General features: G+C 39.6%; 14 protein-coding genes and 2 riboswitches. Of the genes, 12 read left to right on the top strand and 2 right to left on the bottom strand.

Annotation, left to right across the window (positions count from 1 at the left end):
* Positions 1-541 precede the first annotated feature (541 nt).
* Positions 542-1,474, top strand: coding sequence for a DMT family transporter (locus H0Z31_15175; GenBank protein MBO8178767.1), 933 nt, complete (start codon positions 542-544; stop codon positions 1,472-1,474).
* Positions 1,475-1,547: 73 nt separating this feature from the next.
* Here the strand turns inward: H0Z31_15175 and H0Z31_15170 are convergent, their stop codons facing one another.
* Positions 1,548-1,748: a YdiK family protein gene (locus H0Z31_15170; GenBank protein MBO8178766.1), complete on the bottom strand. Its 201-nt coding sequence runs from the start codon at positions 1,746-1,748 to the stop codon at positions 1,548-1,550.
* A gap of 47 nt (positions 1,749-1,795) precedes the next feature.
* Complete coding sequence (locus H0Z31_15165) at positions 1,796-2,473, bottom strand: CPBP family intramembrane metalloprotease (protein MBO8178765.1); 678 nt, start codon at positions 2,471-2,473, stop codon at positions 1,796-1,798.
* A 276-nt stretch (positions 2,474-2,749) separates the two neighbouring features.
* Here H0Z31_15165 and groES point away from each other — a divergent pair, with 276 nt between their 5' ends.
* From groES to H0Z31_15110, 11 genes are all read left to right on the top strand, one after another.
* Positions 2,750-3,037 (top strand): co-chaperone GroES, encoded by a 288-nt coding sequence (gene groES / locus H0Z31_15160; GenBank protein MBO8178764.1) that lies wholly within the window; start codon positions 2,750-2,752, stop codon positions 3,035-3,037.
* Between the two features lie 57 nt (positions 3,038-3,094).
* Positions 3,095-4,717 carry a chaperonin GroEL gene (groL, locus tag H0Z31_15155; protein ID MBO8178763.1) on the top strand — a complete coding sequence of 541 codons (1,623 nt, stop codon included), beginning with the start codon at positions 3,095-3,097 and terminating at the stop codon, positions 4,715-4,717.
* A 364-nt stretch (positions 4,718-5,081) separates the two neighbouring features.
* Positions 5,082-6,740 (top strand): M20/M25/M40 family metallo-hydrolase, encoded by a 1,659-nt coding sequence (locus tag H0Z31_15150; protein ID MBO8178762.1) that lies wholly within the window; start codon positions 5,082-5,084, stop codon positions 6,738-6,740.
* Between the two features lie 149 nt (positions 6,741-6,889).
* Positions 6,890-7,846 carry a MoxR family ATPase gene (locus H0Z31_15145; GenBank protein ID MBO8178761.1) on the top strand — a complete coding sequence of 319 codons (957 nt, stop codon included), beginning with the start codon at positions 6,890-6,892 and terminating at the stop codon, positions 7,844-7,846.
* A 1-nt stretch (position 7,847) separates the two neighbouring features.
* Positions 7,848-9,053 carry a DUF58 domain-containing protein gene (locus H0Z31_15140; protein MBO8178760.1) on the top strand — a complete coding sequence of 402 codons (1,206 nt, stop codon included), beginning with the start codon at positions 7,848-7,850 and terminating at the stop codon, positions 9,051-9,053.
* Positions 9,050-11,245 carry a transglutaminase gene (locus H0Z31_15135; protein ID MBO8178759.1) on the top strand — a complete coding sequence of 732 codons (2,196 nt, stop codon included), beginning with the start codon at positions 9,050-9,052 and terminating at the stop codon, positions 11,243-11,245. The genes H0Z31_15140 and H0Z31_15135 overlap by 4 nt, the downstream gene beginning before the upstream one ends.
* A 38-nt stretch (positions 11,246-11,283) precedes the next feature.
* Positions 11,284-11,385, top strand: a riboswitch (purine riboswitch).
* A 239-nt stretch (positions 11,386-11,624) separates the two neighbouring features.
* Positions 11,625-13,145, top strand: coding sequence for a glutamine-hydrolyzing GMP synthase (gene guaA / locus H0Z31_15130; protein MBO8178758.1), 1,521 nt, complete (start codon positions 11,625-11,627; stop codon positions 13,143-13,145).
* 87 nt (positions 13,146-13,232) lie between these two features.
* A riboswitch (purine riboswitch) is annotated at positions 13,233-13,334 on the top strand.
* Positions 13,335-13,466: 132 nt separating this feature from the next.
* A complete protein-coding gene (locus H0Z31_15125; GenBank protein MBO8178757.1) occupies positions 13,467-14,804 on the top strand; it encodes an NCS2 family permease in 1,338 nt (445 codons plus the stop codon).
* A 125-nt stretch (positions 14,805-14,929) separates the two neighbouring features.
* Positions 14,930-15,772, top strand: coding sequence for a transcription antiterminator (locus H0Z31_15120; GenBank protein MBO8178756.1), 843 nt, complete (start codon positions 14,930-14,932; stop codon positions 15,770-15,772).
* Positions 15,773-15,938: 166 nt separating this feature from the next.
* On the top strand, positions 15,939-17,969 hold the full coding sequence (locus tag H0Z31_15115) for a PTS transporter subunit EIIC (protein ID MBO8178755.1): 2,031 nt from the start codon (positions 15,939-15,941) through the stop codon (positions 17,967-17,969).
* Between the two features lie 342 nt (positions 17,970-18,311).
* On the top strand, positions 18,312-19,106 hold the full coding sequence (locus tag H0Z31_15110) for a DUF4111 domain-containing protein (GenBank protein ID MBO8178754.1): 795 nt from the start codon (positions 18,312-18,314) through the stop codon (positions 19,104-19,106).
* The last annotated feature ends 315 nt before the right edge of the window (positions 19,107-19,421 follow it).

Here is a 19,421-nt window from a genome sequence, read left to right as displayed (position 1 = left end):
GTTTGATGAGGGGAAACTGAAAGTAGAAAGAGACAGCAGAAGCTGTCCCTTTTGAAATCAGTTTTCTACTCTACTTTTTGTGGGACTGGCAAGTAAAGTCCCGAAATTGGCAAGTAAAGTCCCGAAATTGGCAAGTAAATAAGTAAAAACTAGTAAGAAAACTTCCAGAACTATGACGATATGAAACCCACAAGATAAGTGCAGCGAATGGTGGGGGTGTCATTTATGAAATGTTTAACTCATATACATGGGTAGACGTTCTTTTTAGCGGGCTTCTTTTGTTTATTGGCGAGCCTGTTCGTCATTTTAAAAAATCTACCACATAAGCTTAAAGAATACAGGGACTTTTTATATGTAATATGTTAAAATTTTTAAAAAATATAGGTTGGAGGGAAAAAAACGATGCGATTATATTTTGATGTGTTTGAAAATGATCAACCAACTATTCATTCCTAAGACGAGGTATGAATAGTTACAACTCATACCTCGTCTTTAAGGGGATGTATTTTTGATTCCTTAAAAAGACGGAGGTATGTAAAATATGAAACAAAATGTACTTGGAGCGTTGTGTTTATCGTTAGCTGCCAGTATTTGGGGCGGGATGTATGTCGTTAGTAAATATGTGTTGGACTATATTCCACCGTTTACGCTTATGTGGTTGCGTTACATGATCGCATTTGTTGTGTTGTTTGCTATTGTAAAAATGGTTCAGCTAAAAAATAAACCACAAGCCTCCATCCGGAAAAGGGATTGGTTGTTAATTGGATGGATTGGGTTTATCGGATATTTTGTGTCCATTTCCTTTCAGTTTATCGGTACGAAATTATCAGATGCCCATACCGGCTCATTAATCACTGCTGCTACTCCAGCGTTTATTGCTCTTTTTGCCAAAATAGTATTACAGGAGAAGTTAACGGTTCGAAAAATGATCGCTTTATTCCTAGCGACCGTTGGCGTTGTTATCGTGATTGGGTTGGATACCCATGTTGGAAGCTATTTTTGGGGAAGTGTCATATTAGTAGGTGCCGCGATTACTTGGGCTCTTCTATCTGTCTATGTCAAAGTAGCATCACAACGGTTTTCAACATTAGTTATTACGACGTATGCCATCTTATTTGGGCTTTTATTTACAACACCAGTGATGATTTGGGAACTTCAAAGGAACGAGGTCTATTATAATGACATATACATTATTTTAGGTGTCGTCTATGTTGGGATCGTTTCTACCGCAGGTGCGTTCTTTCTTTGGAATAAAGGAATGGATCTGATGGAAGCTGGAATTGGTTCATTGTTTTTCTTTTTTCAGCCACTTGTTGGTTCATTCTTAGGTTGGCTTTTACTAAATGAAACATTGGACGTGAACTTCTTTATCGGAGGAATGTTAATTGTCGCAGGGGTTGTTATTGTTGCTATTCGAAAGAAGCCTTCTCTCCAAAAAGTTAAGCGGAAGAACGAGTCGCAGTTAATAACATAATCGCTCACTAAAAAATAGGCTGTTTGAATCATAAATTCAAACAGCCTTTGTTATTTTTTTTCACATAAAGAGACTATTTTCGCTGCTGTTGTTTCCAGCGAAAATGAAAGGCAATTAACCGAATGGCTGAGCCGTAGTCAAGGGTAGCAAGCAAGATAAAGAAGAATGTAAAAAAGCCCCAGCCATAGTTGTTAACGTTTTGAATCGCAAAATACGTAAATAATGTCCCTAAAATCGCGTATATAATCCCTGAAAATAAAGGTGTTTGTTTCATTAACATAAATCCTCCGATCCCAATCTTGCTGTTCAATTATCGATACTTCATCGTTCTAAAAATAATTGAGCCAAAACGACAAGTGTATTCATCGTCACGTGAGCAAAAATCGGAACGATAATTCGTTTCGTTTGAACATATAAGAACGCAAACGTAAATCCCATGGCAGCGTACAACAACAAGTGCTCCAGTTCCATGTGTGCAATCGCAAAAATGAAGGAACTAATAAGAGCAGAAATAAAAAAGGAATACCGATTATAAAGTGTTCCAAAAATAATTTTTCGAAAGACGATTTCTTCAAGAACTGGTCCAAAAATTGAACTGACAAGTACGACAAGCGGAAATGTTTCAATAAGCTGGATAATCATTTCCGTATTTTCCGACCCTTGCTCAATCCCTAGGAAAGATTCGATGGTAATCGCAATTAATTGTGCAATAAAGGCCATAAATACACCGATAATCGCCCAAAGTACAGTAACTGATAAATCTGCGGGCGTTTCTCGCTCGAGGCGAGTGAGTCGTTCGCTTCGTCTGATCCAAATCATGGTCAAGACAAACGTAATGGAGAAGCTAAACACAATCCAATAACTAGGTGCTAACAACTCCATGTCGGATTCAGTAACTCCAATTCCGACACCAATTTGGTATATAAGAGGGATACCAATAAAGCTAGAAAATTGCATGGCCAAATACGTAATAAGAATAAGCACATATTGTTTATTCAATTGGTAATTTCTCCTTTTTCAACGTGATAAATCAATGTTCATTCTACTAGGAAAAGCAAGGAACTTCAAATCAAAAAATATTGTATAGATCATTTTGTATAACGAATAATATTCTTTGTAGGAAAATGAAGTACCAAAAAAATCTAAAATTTTTTATGCGTACCTCTTGCAAAGAGAAAAGGAATTCATTAATATTATAAGTGTGTTAGCACTCGATGGTGTTGAGTGCTAACAAGAGTGAAAGACTACATAATTTATATAAGGAGGTTGTTTCACTTGTTAAAACCACTAGGTGATCGCGTCGTAATTGAGCTAGTTGAATCTGAAGACAAAACTGCTAGCGGTATCGTTTTACCAGACACAGCAAAAGAAAAGCCACAAGAAGGTAAAGTAGTTGCTGTTGGAACTGGTCGTGTATTAGAAAGTGGTGAGCGTGTAGCTCCAGAAGTATCTGTTGGCGATCGCATCATCTTCTCTAAATATGCTGGTACAGAAGTGAAATACCAAGGTACGGAATACTTAATCCTTCGTGAAAGTGACATTTTAGCTGTTATTAGTGAATAATTCGTTTTACGGATAACTATACATGATTCTATCACAATATGAGGAGGTTGTTGAGTAATGGCAAAAGAGATTAAGTTCAGCGAAGACGCTCGTCGTGCGATGCTACGCGGTGTTGATAAATTAGCTGATGCGGTAAAAGTAACTCTTGGACCAAAAGGACGTAACGTGGTTCTTGAGAAAAAATTCGGTTCTCCACTTATTACAAACGACGGTGTAACAATCGCGAAAGAAATTGAACTAGAAGACCCATTCGAAAACATGGGTGCGAAACTAGTAGCAGAAGTTGCTAGCAAAACAAACGACGTTGCTGGTGACGGTACAACTACTGCAACTGTTTTAGCACAAGCGATGATTCGCGAAGGTCTTAAAAACGTAACTGCTGGTGCGAACCCAATGGGTATCCGCAAAGGTATTGAAAAAGCAGTTGCTGTTGCAGTTGAAGAATTAAAAGCAATCTCTAAACCAATCCAAGGTAAAGAGTCTATTGCACAAGTTGCTGCCATTTCTGCGGCTGACGAAGAAGTTGGTCAATTAATCGCAGAAGCTATGGAGCGCGTTGGTAACGACGGTGTTATTACACTTGAAGAGTCTAAAGGCTTCACTACTGAGCTTGAAGTAGTAGAAGGTATGCAATTTGACCGTGGTTACGCTTCTCCATACATGGTAACTGACTCTGACAAAATGGAAGCAGTTCTTGAAAATCCATATATCTTAATTACTGACAAAAAAATCTCTAACATCCAAGAAATTTTACCAGTACTAGAACAAGTAGTACAACAAGGTAAACCGCTATTAATCATCGCTGAAGACGTTGAAGGTGAAGCATTAGCTACATTAGTAGTGAACAAACTTCGTGGTACATTCACTGCAGTAGCTGTTAAAGCTCCTGGATTCGGTGATCGTCGTAAAGCAATGCTTCAAGACATTGCGATCTTAACTGGCGGTGAAGTGATCACTGAAGAACTTGGCTTAGACCTTAAGTCTGCAACTGTATCTCAATTAGGTCGCGCAGCGAAAGTTGTTGTAACAAAAGAAAATACAACAATCGTTAATGGTGCTGGTAACCCAGCTGACATTGAAGCTCGCGTGAACCAAATCAAAGCTCAACTTGAAGAAACAACTTCTGAATTCGACCGTGAAAAATTACAAGAGCGCTTAGCGAAATTAGCTGGTGGCGTAGCGGTTATCAAAGTTGGTGCTGCTACTGAAACTGAGCTTAAAGAGCGCAAACTTCGTATCGAAGACGCATTAAACTCTACTCGTGCTGCGGTAGAAGAAGGTATCGTAGCTGGTGGTGGTACAGCGCTTCTAAACGTATACAACAAAGTAGCTGCAATCGAAGCTGAAGGCGACATCGCTACTGGTGTGAAAATCGTTCTTCGTGCGATCGAAGAGCCAGTACGTCAAATCGCTCACAACGCTGGCCTTGAAGGATCTGTTATCGTTGAGCGCTTGAAGAAAGAAGAAGTTGGCGTAGGCTTCAACGCAGCGACTGGCGAATGGGTGAACATGATCGAAGCTGGTATCGTTGACCCTACAAAAGTTACTCGTTCTGCTCTTCAAAACGCAGCATCTGTTGCCGCTATGTTCTTAACAACTGAAGCGGTTGTTGCAGAAATTCCAGAAGAAAACAAAGGAAACGGAATGCCTGACATGGGCGGAATGGGCGGTATGATGTAATCACTGCCTGAACATACAAGGGACACTAGGATTACCCCTAGTGTTCCTTTTTTTATTTTTAGGCTTTGTTAAACGATACTGTTGAATTTATACATTTTGCTGCAGGCGGAGGCTTTCTGCGGGCAAGCTGTAAGCCGCTTCCCTCGCTACGCTCAAGAAAGGGTCTTGCTTGGCTTATGTTCCCGCTGGAGTCGCCGCCGTGTGAACAACTTGCTAAAAATCAACAATGAAATATAACAAAGCCTATTTTTATGACTAAACAAATATATATTGAATTTTTGAAATAATTTTTACCTTTCGTGGCGTTTAATGATATGATGAAAAAAATGAAGTGTAGCAACCTGAGATTATAGGGGGATACAACATGTACGAACAGATGAAGCGATTAAGCTTGGCAGAACAAGTGGAAGTACTGACACGTAAGTTAATCTCTATACCGAGTATAAATCATACAGAAGGGGAAGTGGTCCTCGCTGATGCGGTAAAGGAGATTCTTTTGTCGTTTCCCTACTTTCAATGTCACCCTGAACACGTGTGGGAACAACCAATTCCAGGGGATGGTCTTAGTAGGAAAAATATTTTTGCCTTCGTTCAAGGAAAAAAACAATCAGCGAAAACGGTGATATTTCATGCCCACTTAGATACCGTAGGAATCGACGATTTTGGGGCTATTAAGCATCATGCGTTTCAACCTGATGCCCTGCAAACGTATTTTTCTACCTATGAATTTGACAAAGAGGTGCAAAAGGATGCTCAGTCTGATGAGTGGTTATTCGGGCGAGGGTCTGTCGATATGCAAAGCGGAATTGCGGTTCATTTAGCGAACGTTTTGTATTTTTCCGAGCGAATCGATGAACTGAACGGAAATATTTTGTTCATGGTCAATCCGGACGAAGAAAGTCAGCATATTGGGATTAAAGCAGCTGTATCGGAACTTCTCCATTTACGCGAAGAAAAAGGACTGGATTTTATCGTGGCCATCAATGATGATTTTATTTCACCATTATATGATGGAGACAACACGAGATATATTTATACCGGTGCGGCTGGAAAACTCCTCCCAAGCTTTTTTATTTTTGGTCGTGAAGCGCATGTGGGTGATACGTTAACCGGTGTTGATCCAAATGTCATTGCTGCTGAAATTACTCGCCGGATTCATAATAATGTTGATTTATGTGAAGACATCGAAAACGAAATTGTGTTACCACCAACTTGCTTATTCCAACGGGATAATAAATTTTCTTATAACGTACAAACGGCGACAAGCAGCTATGTATACTTCAATTACTTTTTGTACAAGCGCTCGGCGAAAGAGGTAATGGAACAGCTGCTTACGTTGACGAAAGCTGCTTGCCGAGACATTCAAATACGCTCCCAAAAACAGTACGAGCAATTTTTACAACGAACGAATTTAAAGCGAAAAGAATTGTCATGGGACATTGAAGTCGTAGCTCTTGATGAGTATGTTGAACGTTTATCTTCATTGAACATTGATGTGGAAAGTGTCAGCAAGGCCGTAGCAAAGCAGTATAAAGACGTCGATTTACGAATATTATCGTTTAAAATTGTCGAACTTTTAAACGAACTTGATCCAATTAAAAAGCCGCGGGTCATTGTCTTTTTTGCTCCGCCGTATTTACCACACAATTATTTACGACCACATGTTCCAAGGGAGCGGATAATGCTTCAAGTAGTCGAGCAAGTGCTGAAACAAATGGAACAGCGTACAGGAGAACGGTTTGAAATGAAACGCTTTTTCCCATATTTAGCGGATGGAAGTTATTTATCGATTCACGAATCGGATGAAGAAATTTCCTATTTATTGAACAATTTTCCAATGTTAGGTGATTACTATTCATTACCGGTTCAAAAAATCCGAGAGTTAAATGTTCCTTCAATCAATATGGGGGTTTACGGTAAAGATGGTCACAAATGGACGGAACGAGTGTATAAACCGTACTCGTTTGGCGTGTTGCCGGCTTTAATTCAACAAGTAACCGAAACATTGTTAACGATTGAATAAGCGCAATAATAATTGAGGGAGGCGGATGCACATACGTTCGCCCTCTTTTATCTGTTTAGGAGAAACTATCATTCTATCAAAAATTTCCTGTTTATTGTAAAATATGAAATGTTATCGAATATTCAGAAAGAAGGGTGTGGAGAAATGTTATGACGACAAAGGTCTCAAATGAGAAACTTTTACGCGTAATTGATAATATTGAAAAAGTGATGATCGGAAAAAAAGAAGTTGGAGAGCTATGCTTAGTCGCTTTGTTAGCGAAGGGGCATGTGTTATTAGAAGACGTACCAGGTGTCGGAAAAACGATGATGGTTCGGTCATTAGCGAAATCCGTTAGTGCCACGTTTAAACGAATTCAATTTACCCCCGATTTATTGCCATCTGATGTCCTCGGTGTTTCTATTTATGATCCAAAGAAAATGGAATTTCAGTTCCGACCTGGTCCTATTATGGGCCATATCATTTTAGCCGATGAAATTAACCGGACGTCACCGAAAACGCAATCGGCGTTACTCGAATGTATGGAAGAAAGCAGTGTGACTGTCGACGGAGTATCGTATCAGTTGAAAGCTCCATTTTTTGTGATGGCCACGCAGAACCCGATTGAATATGAGGGGACATATCCACTACCAGAAGCGCAGTTGGATAGATTTTTATTAAAAATTGAAATGGGGTATCCAACAGCAGAAGAAGAAATTGAGGTGTTAAATCGGGCGCAACGTATTCCGCCGATTGAACAGCTTCAACCGGTGATAACCTTAGACGAGCTAAGAGAGCTGCAAGAAGCGGTACTTGAAGTCATTGTCGATGAAACGATTAAAAGATATATAGTCGATCTTGCTACCCGCACCAGAACACATACGAATGTGTACTTAGGCGTTAGTCCTCGTGGGTCTATCGGATTAATGCGGGCCTGTCAAGCGTACGCCCTATTAAGAGGTCGTGATTACGTGATTCCAGACGATGTCCAATATTTAGCTCCGTTCGTGTTTGCGCATCGAATGATTTTAAAACCAGAGGCGACGTATGAAGGGGTTACTTCACGAGAAGTGGTTCAACAAATCATTCAACGGACGAAGATCCCGATTAAAAAGGTCGTGAGATAAGATGAAAAAATGGAAGCAGGCGTTCAAAATCGCATTCAAAGGGATATTATTGATCATCTTATTGGCAAGTACGTTTGCTTATGCCATGTTTCAAGGGGGCTTTGTCAGTTGGTTTTTATTTTATAGTTTTATTCCGTTTGCCCTTTATTCTTTTCTTTTACTATTGTACCCCTTTCGTGATTTTAAAGTGGAACGAATTATTGACCGGTCAAATGTCAAAGCCGGAGACCATGTTCCGGTGACGATTCGAATGACACGGTCGTTTCCGTTTCCTTTATTTTACATGGTGGTAGAGGATATCCTGCCAAGTTCCATTACCGATCATTCAGAATGTAAGCCCGTCAAAAAAATCATTTTTCCATGGTTTCGCAAAACGATCGAATTAAGTTATCTAATCAACCATATTCCAAGAGGAGAGCATCTGTTTCGTGTCGTTCGCTGTACAATAGGCGATCCGTTGCAGCTAATTGAACGAGAGAAAATGTTTTCTTATGAAAGTCATCTCCTTGTTTATCCCTCATATGTCGAAATAGTGTACCGTCCGTTAGAAAGCCGGTACGACCAAGGAATGGTTCATTCGACCTTACGAATACAAAGAGATACGTCATTAGTAACAGGGGTAAGAGAGTATCAACCGGGGGATCGGGTGTCGTGGATTCATTGGAAAGCTTTTGCGAAGAAAAATGAATTAATGACGAAAGAGTTTGAAGAAAAACGGTCGCATGATGTGTGGTTATTACTGAACCGTGAACAAAGTGAGGCGTTTGAACTGCTTGTGAAATTTGCCGCATCGGTTACACGAGCGGTGTTAAAGCACGGGGCACAATTAGGTGTGTATTCGGTCGGAGAAGAATACACAATTCTCCCGTTGAACGGAGGCGATGAGCAAAAGCAAAAAGTATTTTATCATTTAGCGAAAGTAAAGGATAATTTCCCTGATTCGTTCCAGCAAGTCATTCGTTCGTTCCAACAAGAAGTGCCAACAACGGTTTCCGTCCTTATTCTGACGACCTCAATGACGCCGTTTATGATTAAAGAATTCCATCGCTTTACATCAGTTGGTGTCTTTTTAATCAAACGAGATGGCGAACCGTTGAAAAGGGAAGAAAAAATCGCGATGAATGAGGCGAAGTTAAAAGGGATGTTGGTCAAAGTGTTACGGGAGCATGACTTTTCCCATGCGTTTGCGGAGGTGAAAAACGCATGACTGAAAAAGCTAATCGGACGTTTCGTATCGTGTTAGCCATACTCGGATTTCTTCTTCTATGGGAATGGCTTCAGCCGATTCAACAGTTAACCGATACCGGGTATATCGGCTATTTTGTTCTGTTTGTCGCTCTTATCCTAGGCTTACTTTATACTCGCGTGCGATTTTTCTATATATTAGGTGTGGCGCTCGCTTATATCTTCTTTTTTATCCATCGCTGGCACTTTTCTATCCCAACCGACGAGCCTCGTTGGCTGTCTTTGTGGACGTTGGATATGATTCGTATCATTCATCAAGATTGGGAATTGGTAAGTGATTCGTTTCGTACTCTGTTATTCTTTTTCGTTTTGTGGATGATGTCCCACCTTTTGTATTACTGGCTACAAGTCAAAAACAGCATTTTTCTGTTTTATGTCATGACGGTTCTTTATATTACGATCCTTGATACGTTCACTCCTTATGACGGAACGATGGCGATTATTCGCGCGGTCATTTTTGGTTTTTTATTATTAGGATTATTGACGTTAAAGCGGATCATCGATGCAGAAAACATATCAGTGGGGAAAGAAACGGTTCGTTTATGGACGATTCCTCTGGCCATTTTTATAGCTTTTTCGTCCATCGTCTCATTTGTGGCTCCGAAATTTTCACCTATATGGCCGGACCCCGTCCCATATATTAAGTCCTATGCTGAAGGGGCCGGAGAGGGAGAGGGGATAACAGGTTCGGTCATCCGTTATAGCTTTGACGACACCCAATTAGGGGGACCGTTTATTGGGGACAATCATGTCGTCTTTTCGGCAGCCGTTCGTACCCCGCATTACTGGCGAGTGGAATCAAAAGATACGTATACGGGAAAAGGGTGGGAGCAGTCCAAAGTATATAGCAAAATTCATACCTTTGTGACGGATGGAACGTTAACGAACCCGTTTCATCCCGATAAATTAATGGGACTGGATCCTGAAGTGGTATGGGATGATGAGCGCATTGTATACGAAGCGACTGTGAATATAAATCAACGGTACCGCCACCTTGTGTATCCGTATGGAACAAAAGTCGTTGAGGCAAACGATTCTACGTTATTTCATGTAGATTTTGAAGCTCAAAAAATTGAGACAGGCACTCAATATTTAGCTTCCTACTCTTTTCAATACCAGATTCCGGTATATGACGTAGAAGTGTTGCGTCAAGCAACTGTAGATAGAACGGATATTGATCTTCAGTTTTTGAATCATTACACACAACTACCTGACAATTTACCTCAACGTGTCATTGATTTGGCTCAGGAAATCGTTGAAGGGAAAGAAAATTGGTACGACCAAGCGAAAGCGATTGAGGATTATTTTCAACAAGGGGATTTTGTGTATGACCAAGTTAATGTCCCTTACCCACGTCCCGAACAAGATTATGTTGATCAATTTTTGTTTGAAACGAAGCGCGGATACTGTGATAACTATTCGACAGCGATGGTTGTTTTATTAAGAGCCGTTGGTGTTCCGGCGCGTTGGGTGAAAGGCTATACAGCGGGGGAATATAAAAAGGCGCTTGATTCCACGTACAAAGAATATCGTATTACAAACTATAATGCTCATTCGTGGGTAGAAGTGTTTTTCCCAGATGTCGGGTGGGTCCCGTTTGAACCGACGAAAGGTTTTGATAACTATGTTGTTTTCCAACAGCCGGATATTAACGACGATGACACGTTTGATCCTTCCGTATTAGAGCAAGAAGACGATAACGAGGAGAACAAACTGGAAGAAAAAGACGAAGACAAAAATGGGGTATCCATAAAAGAAATATGGGAACAGTTTGTGACATGGACGAAAGAGCATCTTGTAGCGATTGGGATCACTCTTTTAGCTGTCACTGTCATCATATGGGTCCTATATTTGCTCCGAAGAAGATGGTTACCATACTGGTGGATGTTGTATTATCGCTTCCGTGCTAATCAAAACCATTTTCCACACGCTTATGAACAATTGTTACACCAGTTGAAGCGGTATGGGTTAACCTTAAAAGACGGGCAAACGTTAAGAAGCTACGCCAAAAGGGTGGACGAATTCTTTTCAACCGATGCGATGAGCCGATTAACGTTGGAGTATGAAAAATACGTGTACCGAGGCCAAGACCACCCTTCATGGGACCAAACGAAAGAATTGTGGGAATATTTAATCAAAAAGACAACTAGTTGACCATCGGGTAAATCAAGTATAAAATGAGAACTAATTTAAAATCGAATGTGGTTGCCCTTCATATATTTTCGATAATATGGTTCGAAAGTTTCTACCAAATCACCGTAAATGATTTGACTATGAAGGCAGAGGTTCTATAGGCACTTTTGTGCTTAAAACTAGAATTCTGCTTTTCATAAGGAAAGGGGAATTCTAGTTTTTCTTTTATGAACTTGAAGCACTCGAACCAACCAACGAAAAGCCATAATGGCTTCAGGAATTTGAGGAAAAATAAGAAAACAATCCCTTGTTTTCATCAATGGCGCCACAAAATTGTCTTAAAGAATAATTTCATGGGGTGAACATCTTGTCAGGGAAAACGGAAAAACAAATTCAAGAAATGATTGTCGTACTTGATTTTGGAAGCCAGTATAACCAATTAATTACACGCCGGATTCGTGAGTTCGGGGTCTATAGTGAATTACATCCTCATACGATTACGGTGGAAAAACTGCAAGAAATGAATCCAAAAGGGATTATCTTTTCTGGTGGTCCAAATAGCGTTTATGCTGAAAATGCTTTCCATTGTGATGAACGTATTTTTGAATTAGGGATTCCGATTTTAGGAATTTGCTACGGCATGCAGCTGATGACAAAGCACTTTGGTGGAACCGTGGAAAAAGCGACTCACCGTGAGTATGGAAAAGCAACCATTCATGTAGAAAACGAATCCACCTTATTTAAAGGCCTTCCATCTGAACAAGTGGTATGGATGAGTCATAGTGACTTAGTAACGGAAGCGCCGGCAGGATTCACAGTAGATGCGACTAACCCTTCTTGTCCAATCGCGGCAATGAGCAATGAAGTACGCAAGCTTTATGCGGTTCAATTCCACCCGGAAGTTCGTCATTCGGTTTATGGAAATGATTTGTTAAAGAATTTCGTTTTCGACGTGTGCGGCTGTGAAGGAAATTGGTCCATGGAAAACTTTATTGAGATGGAAATTCAAAAAATCCGTGAGACGGTAGGAGATAAAAAAGTATTATGCGCTTTAAGTGGTGGGGTCGACTCTTCCGTCGTTGCGGTGTTAATTCATAAAGCCATTGGAAAACAGCTGACATGTATTTTCGTTGATCACGGATTGCTTCGTAAAGGAGAAGCGGAAAGCGTCATGGAGACGTTTGCAAAAGGGTTTGATATGAACGTCATTAAAGTGGACGCAAGAGATCGCTTCTTAAATAAACTAAAAGGTGTGACTGACCCAGAGCAGAAGCGTAAAATTATTGGAAACGAATTTATTTACGTCTTCGACGATGAAGCAGCGAAATTAGAAGGTATTGAGTTTTTAGCTCAAGGAACGCTATACACGGATATTATCGAAAGTGGGACAGCAACAGCACAAACGATTAAGTCTCACCATAATGTCGGTGGGTTACCAGAAGATATGAAATTTAAATTAATTGAACCGTTAAATACACTTTTTAAAGATGAGGTCCGTGCCCTAGGAACCCAATTAGGAATTCCGGACGAAATCGTTTGGCGTCAACCATTCCCTGGACCAGGTTTAGGTATTCGAGTGCTTGGAGAAGTAACAGAAGAAAAATTAGAGATTGTTCGTGAATCTGATGCGATTTTACGTGAAGAAATTAAAAAAGCTGGATTAGAACGCGATATTTGGCAGTACTTCACCGTGCTTCCAGACATTCGTAGCGTAGGAGTTATGGGCGATGCTCGAACATATGACCACACCATTGCTATTCGTGCGGTTACATCTATAGACGGGATGACATCGGATTGGGCGCGGATTCCATGGGACGTATTAGAGAAAATTTCTACAAGAATTGTTAATGAAGTGCCTCACGTGAACCGCGTCGTATATGATATTACAAGTAAGCCACCTGCAACGATTGAATGGGAGTAAAAACGAACGATTATTAATGAATAACAAAAAATGTTCGTGTTTTGTATTGACGTGATGATCGGGTATTGATACAATAAATTCGACAATAACATAACACACACATTACGTCGTATAATATCGGGAATATGGCCCGATAGTCTCTACCAAGCTACCGTAAATAGCTTGACTACGAGGTAATAGAAAATAAATGGGGGTTATCGTCCGTTTGGTAACCCCTTTATTTCCCTATTCCTTAAAAGTCAACGCTTCGACGTGGTAGTCGGAGCGTTTTCTTTGTTTGGGGAGTGCGACGTTCGTGTGTCGGTTGGAGGGAAATAAGTAATGAAACAATTTTTTCAGTTTGACGAGCTGGGGACGAATTATCGTCGCGAGTTCATTGGGGGATTAACCACTTTCCTCTCGATGGCGTATATTTTAGTGGTTAACCCTATTACGCTATCATTAACGTCTATTCCAGATTTACCTGATGCGATGCGAATGGATTACGGAGCGGTGTTTGTCGCTACAGCTTTAGCAGCTGCTATTGGTTCAATTTTGATGGGGCTTCTTGCAAAGTATCCGATTGCCCTTGCTCCAGGTATGGGGCTAAACGCCTTTTTTGCTTACACCGTCATCTTAACCATGGGTATTCCATGGCAACAAGCGTTAACAGGCGTACTTTTTTCCGGACTAATTTTTATCGTTCTAACCCTTTCTGGTATTCGTGAAAAAATTATTAACTCTATTCCAGCAGAATTAAAATACGCTGTTGGAGCTGGTATCGGATTATTTATCACCTTTATCGGTTTCCAAAATGCCGGAATTATCGTAAATAACGATGCGGTATTGGTCGGTTTAGGAGATTTAACAAACGGAACAACGTTATTAGCTATATTCGGTATTTTCGTGACGGTCATTTTCATGACACGTGGCATTAATGGCGGGATCTTTATCGGAATGGTGATCACGGCAATTGTTGGTATGATAACGGGGCTCATTGATACTCCGAGTCGTATCGTTGGTTCTGTACCGAGTATCGAGCCAACCTTCGGAAAAGCGTTAGAGCCAATTTTTAATAATGCTGGACAAGTATTTACAGTGGAAATGCTTGTTGTTGTCCTAACATTCTTATTCGTCGACTTTTTCGATACAGCGGGAACATTGATGGCCGTGACCAACCAAGCAGGGTTAATAGTGAATAACAAATTGCCGCGTGCTGGAAAAGCGTTGTTGGCAGATTCTTGTGCAACAGTTGTTGGTGCGTTATTAGGTACGTCTACAACGACATCTTATATTGAATCTTCTGCTGGTGTAGCGGCAGGTGCGCGTACAGGTTTTGCGTCTTTAGTAACGGCTGCTTTCTTCTTATTATCTTTATTCTTCTTCCCGTTATTGGAAGTAATTACAGCTCCAGTTACAGCGCCAGCGTTAATTATCGTTGGAGTGTTGATGGTTTCCTCCTTAGGAAAAATCGACTGGACGAAATTTGAAATTGCCGTCCCGGCCTTTTTAACACTCATTGCTATGCCGCTTACGTACAGCATAGCGACGGGAATTGCTATTGGATTTATCTTTTATCCAATTACGATGATGATGAAAGGTAAAATGAAAGATATTCATCCAATTATGTACTTGTTATTCGTTATTTTTGTCAGCTATTTTGTCTTTTTAATTGAATAATATAGACCGAGGGGTATACCCTCGGTTTTTATGTTGTTCAAAAACATTTCGTTGAAATCGCTTCAATTTTTGTTATACAATTTATGCGAGTCCGTCGATTGGTGTCGAAATAAGGGGAGCCAAAAATGACTAGTTTTCATGTAGAAAAGGTTTTGAATAACAATGTGTTAATTGCCTCGCATAAAGATTTCGGGGAAGTTGTAATTATTGGAAAAGGCATAGGGTTTAGTCGCAAAAAGGGAGATTTGATTAGTCAAGAAGCGATTGAAAAAATGTTCGTGTTAACGAATGAGAAGGAGCAAGAACAATATAAAAAACTCCTTCCACACGTCGATGAAAACATGCTGGATGTTATTGTTTCAGCCATTGAACTCATTCGAAAACGAACGAATAAGTATTTGAACGAACATATTCATGTCGCTTTAACAGATCATATCATGTTCGCTGTTCGACGGCTCATGCAAGGAATGGAAATTCGCAACCCGTTTTTAAAAGAGACGCATGCACTGTATCCATATGAATATGAAATTGCTAGAGAAGTCGTGGACTTTTTAAATCAAGAGACGGACCTTCATTTTCCGGAAGGGGAAGTTGGATTTATTGCCCTTCATATTCATAGTGCAATTGAGAACAAAAAAATACGAGAAATTAATAAACATTCGCAATTAATTGTTAAACTCATTCAAATGATTGAGCAGCAATTAGGGATACAGATGAACAAAGACAGCGTCGAATATATGCGTCTCGTTCGACATTTACGGTATACGATCGAGCGTGTGCTAAACGGCGAGAAAGTGGAAGAACCGGAAAAAATCGCAAAACTATTGAAAGAAGAGTACCCTCTATGCTACAATTTGGCATGGAAACTAGTAAAAATGATGCAACAAACATTAAAAAAGCCGGTGTATGATGCGGAGGCTGTCTATTTGACGATGCATCTACAGCGGATTCAATCAAAAATAAAATAAATCAATCATCATCACGCTTGCGTGTTACTGATTCGATCAGGCATGAGCAAGGAGGATGAGGGCTAATAACGTCATATTGATGGCGTTGTTTAGTCGTGTCTTCCTTTGTTCATGCTTTTTTGTTTGTTGCACAAAATAAGTTAAGCATTTAAGGAGGTAAAGCTATATGTTTAAACGAGCGTTTGGTACGCTTCAAAAAGTTGGGAAAGCGCTTATGCTTCCGGTTGCGATTCTACCGGCAGCGGGTATTTTATTAGCCCTCGGTGCGGCATTACAAAACCCAACCTTATTAGAGCTCATTCCGTCATTAGAAAACGAAGTGGTTGAGCATATCGCTTCGTTAATGAAGGAAGCAGGGTTAATTATTTTTAGTAACTTGCCATTGCTCTTTGCTGTTGGAGTGGCGATTGGACTAGCCTCTGGTGAAGGGGTGGCCGGTCTTGCAGCCATTGTTGGATTTTTAATCATGAACGTGACGATGAGCGTTGTTCTTGGTATTGAAGCAAGTGATTTAGAAGGAAATTTTGAATACTCGAACGTTTTAGGAATCCCAACGTTACAAACTGGCGTATTCGGTGGTATCATTGTTGGTTTATTAGCTTCCTATATGTATAACAAATTTTATAATATTGAACTACCATCTTACTTAGGATTTTTTGCTGGAAAGCGTTTCGTACCAATTATCACTGCAGCATCGGCATTAGTGTTAGGATTTGCGATGACCATCATTTGGCCGCCGATTCAAGGGGCGTTAAACACGTTTTCGGAAAATATGATTCATGCGAACTTAACGTTATCTGCGTTTGTATTCGGAGTTATTGAGCGTGCGTTAATTCCGTTCGGTCTCCATCATATCTTCTATGCGCCGTTCTGGTTTGAGTTTGGAACATACACGAATGCAGCAGGCGAATTAATTCGCGGGGATCAGCGTATTTTCATGGAACAAATTAATGACGGTGTTCAACAATTAACAGCAGGAACGTTTATGACGGGTAAATTCCCGTTTATGATGTTCGGATTACCTGCAGCTGCTTTAGCGATTTATCATGAAGCACGTCCGGAACGTAAAAAAGTCGTTGCTGGAATTATGGCATCAGCGGGATTAACCTCTTTCTTAACAGGTATTACCGAACCAATTGAGTTTTCATTCTTATTCGTTGCACCGCTATTATTTGCGGTACACACGATTTTTGCTGGATTATCATTCATGACCATGCATTTGTTAAATGTAAAAATCGGAATGACCTTCTCTGGCGGACTCATTGACTATATTCTTTTCGGTGTTATTAACCCGCAAACGAATTGGTGGCTTGTAATTCCTGTAGGTCTTGTCTTTAGTGTCATTTACTATTTTGGTTTCCGTTTTGCGATTCGTAAATTCAACTTAATGACACCTGGTCGTGAAGAAGAAACACAAGAAGAAGCGCAATCCGTATCTTCCGATTTGGCATACGATGTGCTACAAGCGATGGGTGGAAAAGAAAACATCGAACACTTGGATGCATGTATTACGCGCTTACGTGTATCCGTAAAAGATATTAAAAATGTCGACAAAAACCGTCTGAAAAAACTAGGAGCATCTGGAGTCCTTGAAGTTGGTAACAATATTCAAGCTATCTTCGGTCCGAAATCTGAACATTTACGTCATCAAATGAAAGAGATTATGCAAGGGAAATCACCAACTCCGATGTCAAAAGAGGTTGAAGAAGTTGCTACGACAACTGAAGTGACTTCATTTAATCAAGAAACGTATATCGCCCCAATTGCTGGTCGCGTGATGCCGATTACAGAAGTCCCTGACCAAGTATTTTCAGAAAAAATGATGGGCGATGGTTTTGCGATCTTACCGGAAGAAGGAATCGTTGTAGCGCCTGCGAAAGGTAAAGTTGTCAACGTGTTCCCGACTAAACATGCTTTAGGTCTCATAACGGAAGGTGGTCGTGAAATTCTCATTCACTTTGGTATTGATACTGTTAATTTGAAAGGGGAAGGTTTTGAAACGCTCGTCAATGAAGGGGACGAAGTAGAAGCAGGTCAACCGTTGTTAAAAGCTGATCTTGAATATATTAAAGAACATGCGACATCAACGGTTACACCGATTGTTTTCACCAACCTCCAAGACGGAGAATACATTTCCATTGAAAAAGAAGGAAAAGTCGCATTAAAAGAAGAAGGTATTGTTCAAATTCGTAAGTAATAAATAAACCGACTCCATAATTGGGGTCGGTTATATTTGTTTTTAGGGGTTGTTCGAAAAAGGATATGTTTTATAATCGGAGAAGCTATTGTTTGCGCTTGAGTGGAATTTGTTCGAAATCGTGGTAAAAGTGTCTTGAAAGAAGATGAAATTGTCCGAGGTCCAGTAGAAAATATCGACAAAGTAGTGCGATTTAAAATTGTATCCGTGAATTGTTGGAAAATGTCCGAAACATTACGGTGTTTGTCCGGGAACTGTAAAAAATGATGTAGCTAGAAAGGATTTGATTATAATGAAAAGAATTAACTAATAACTGTTAGTTCAATTAAAGGTGGATAAAATATGGATAATCATCTTACTACCTCTTATAAACATGTATGGCAATTTGTTGCTTGGATATTAAAAGAAACAAAACATATCGTTAAGGAAGATATGATCGGTTTCTATATTCACGGATCATTGGCTATGGGAGGATTTAATCCTAATAAAAGTGACATTGATTTATTAGTGGTTACAAAAAGGCCATTAACAGTAGAAAGAAAACGAAGATTGGTACAACTATTTTTAAACTACTCTACTCATCCATACCCTATTGAAGTAAGTTTTTTGAATGAGAACCAATTGCAAAATTGGGAGCATCCAAGTTCTTTCGACTTTCATTATAGTGAGGATTGGCGAGAACGCTACAATAATGAACTTACAAAAAGGGTATTCATCCAAGAAAAGATCAAAGACAATGATTTAGCGGCTCATATAACTGTAACTTATCATCGTGGGATATGTGTTGAAGGAAAACCGATAAAAGAAGTATTTCCTTTGGTTCCGCGTTCTCATTATATTTCTTCCATAATGAGTGATTTTCAAGATTGTTTAAAGAATGTAGAAAGAAATCCTATTTACTGTACGTTAAATTTCCTAAGAGTTTATTGGTATTTAAAAGAAGGAGTAATCTCCTCTAAAAAAGAAGCGGGGGAATGGGGATTATTGCATCTTCCGCAAGAATATCATTCAACAATCGGAAAAGTGCTCGATGGATATACAAACGAAAAGAAGGAGTATACTTTTGAAAAAAATGAATTATTAAGATTAAGAAACTTTATAAAGGAAAAAGTGCAACAATACTGTACAACTATCTAAAGAAAAAAGCTATTTTTTATTTGAAATATTTATTAGCAACATAGTTTTGTATTGAAGAAGAAGGGTGATATCTAAAAATATAAAAAATATTAATTTATAGTGTTGACAGAGTTTAAACATGGTGATATTATTAACGTCGTCGCAACAAAACGAAATACGACAAAAAACAATAAAAAAGTTGTTGACACAACAAAATGAATGTTATATATTATAAAGGTCGCTGTTAAAAAGTGATTGATCCTTGAAAACTAAACAAAACGAAGCGTCAACGTCAATGAATTTGAGTCTTATTCAAACTTTTTCGGAGAGTTTGAT

Source organism: Bacillus sp. (in: firmicutes) (assembly GCA_017656295.1).
Classification (GTDB): Bacteria; Bacillota; Bacilli; order Bacillales; family JACDOC01; genus JACDOC01.
Note: the sequence above shows the minus strand (reverse complement) of the source record. Positions and strands in the feature narration are given on the sequence as shown.

Coding starts and splice junctions, on each gene's coding strand:
- H0Z31_15135 (MBO8178759.1), top strand. CDS start 9,050: ATGACTGAAAAAGCTAATCGGACGTTTCGTATCGTGTTAGCCATACTC.
- H0Z31_15115 (MBO8178755.1), top strand. CDS start 15,939: ATGTTTAAACGAGCGTTTGGTACGCTTCAAAAAGTTGGGAAAGCGCTT.
- groL (MBO8178763.1), top strand. CDS start 3,095: ATGGCAAAAGAGATTAAGTTCAGCGAAGACGCTCGTCGTGCGATGCTA.
- H0Z31_15170 (MBO8178766.1), bottom strand. CDS start 1,748: ATGAAACAAACACCTTTATTTTCAGGGATTATATACGCGATTTTAGGG.
- H0Z31_15175 (MBO8178767.1), top strand. CDS start 542: ATGAAACAAAATGTACTTGGAGCGTTGTGTTTATCGTTAGCTGCCAGT.
- H0Z31_15145 (MBO8178761.1), top strand. CDS start 6,890: ATGACGACAAAGGTCTCAAATGAGAAACTTTTACGCGTAATTGATAAT.
- H0Z31_15150 (MBO8178762.1), top strand. CDS start 5,082: ATGTACGAACAGATGAAGCGATTAAGCTTGGCAGAACAAGTGGAAGTA.
- H0Z31_15125 (MBO8178757.1), top strand. CDS start 13,467: ATGAAACAATTTTTTCAGTTTGACGAGCTGGGGACGAATTATCGTCGC.
- H0Z31_15140 (MBO8178760.1), top strand. CDS start 7,848: ATGAAAAAATGGAAGCAGGCGTTCAAAATCGCATTCAAAGGGATATTA.
- H0Z31_15110 (MBO8178754.1), top strand. CDS start 18,312: ATGGATAATCATCTTACTACCTCTTATAAACATGTATGGCAATTTGTT.
- H0Z31_15120 (MBO8178756.1), top strand. CDS start 14,930: ATGACTAGTTTTCATGTAGAAAAGGTTTTGAATAACAATGTGTTAATT.
- guaA (MBO8178758.1), top strand. CDS start 11,625: ATGATTGTCGTACTTGATTTTGGAAGCCAGTATAACCAATTAATTACA.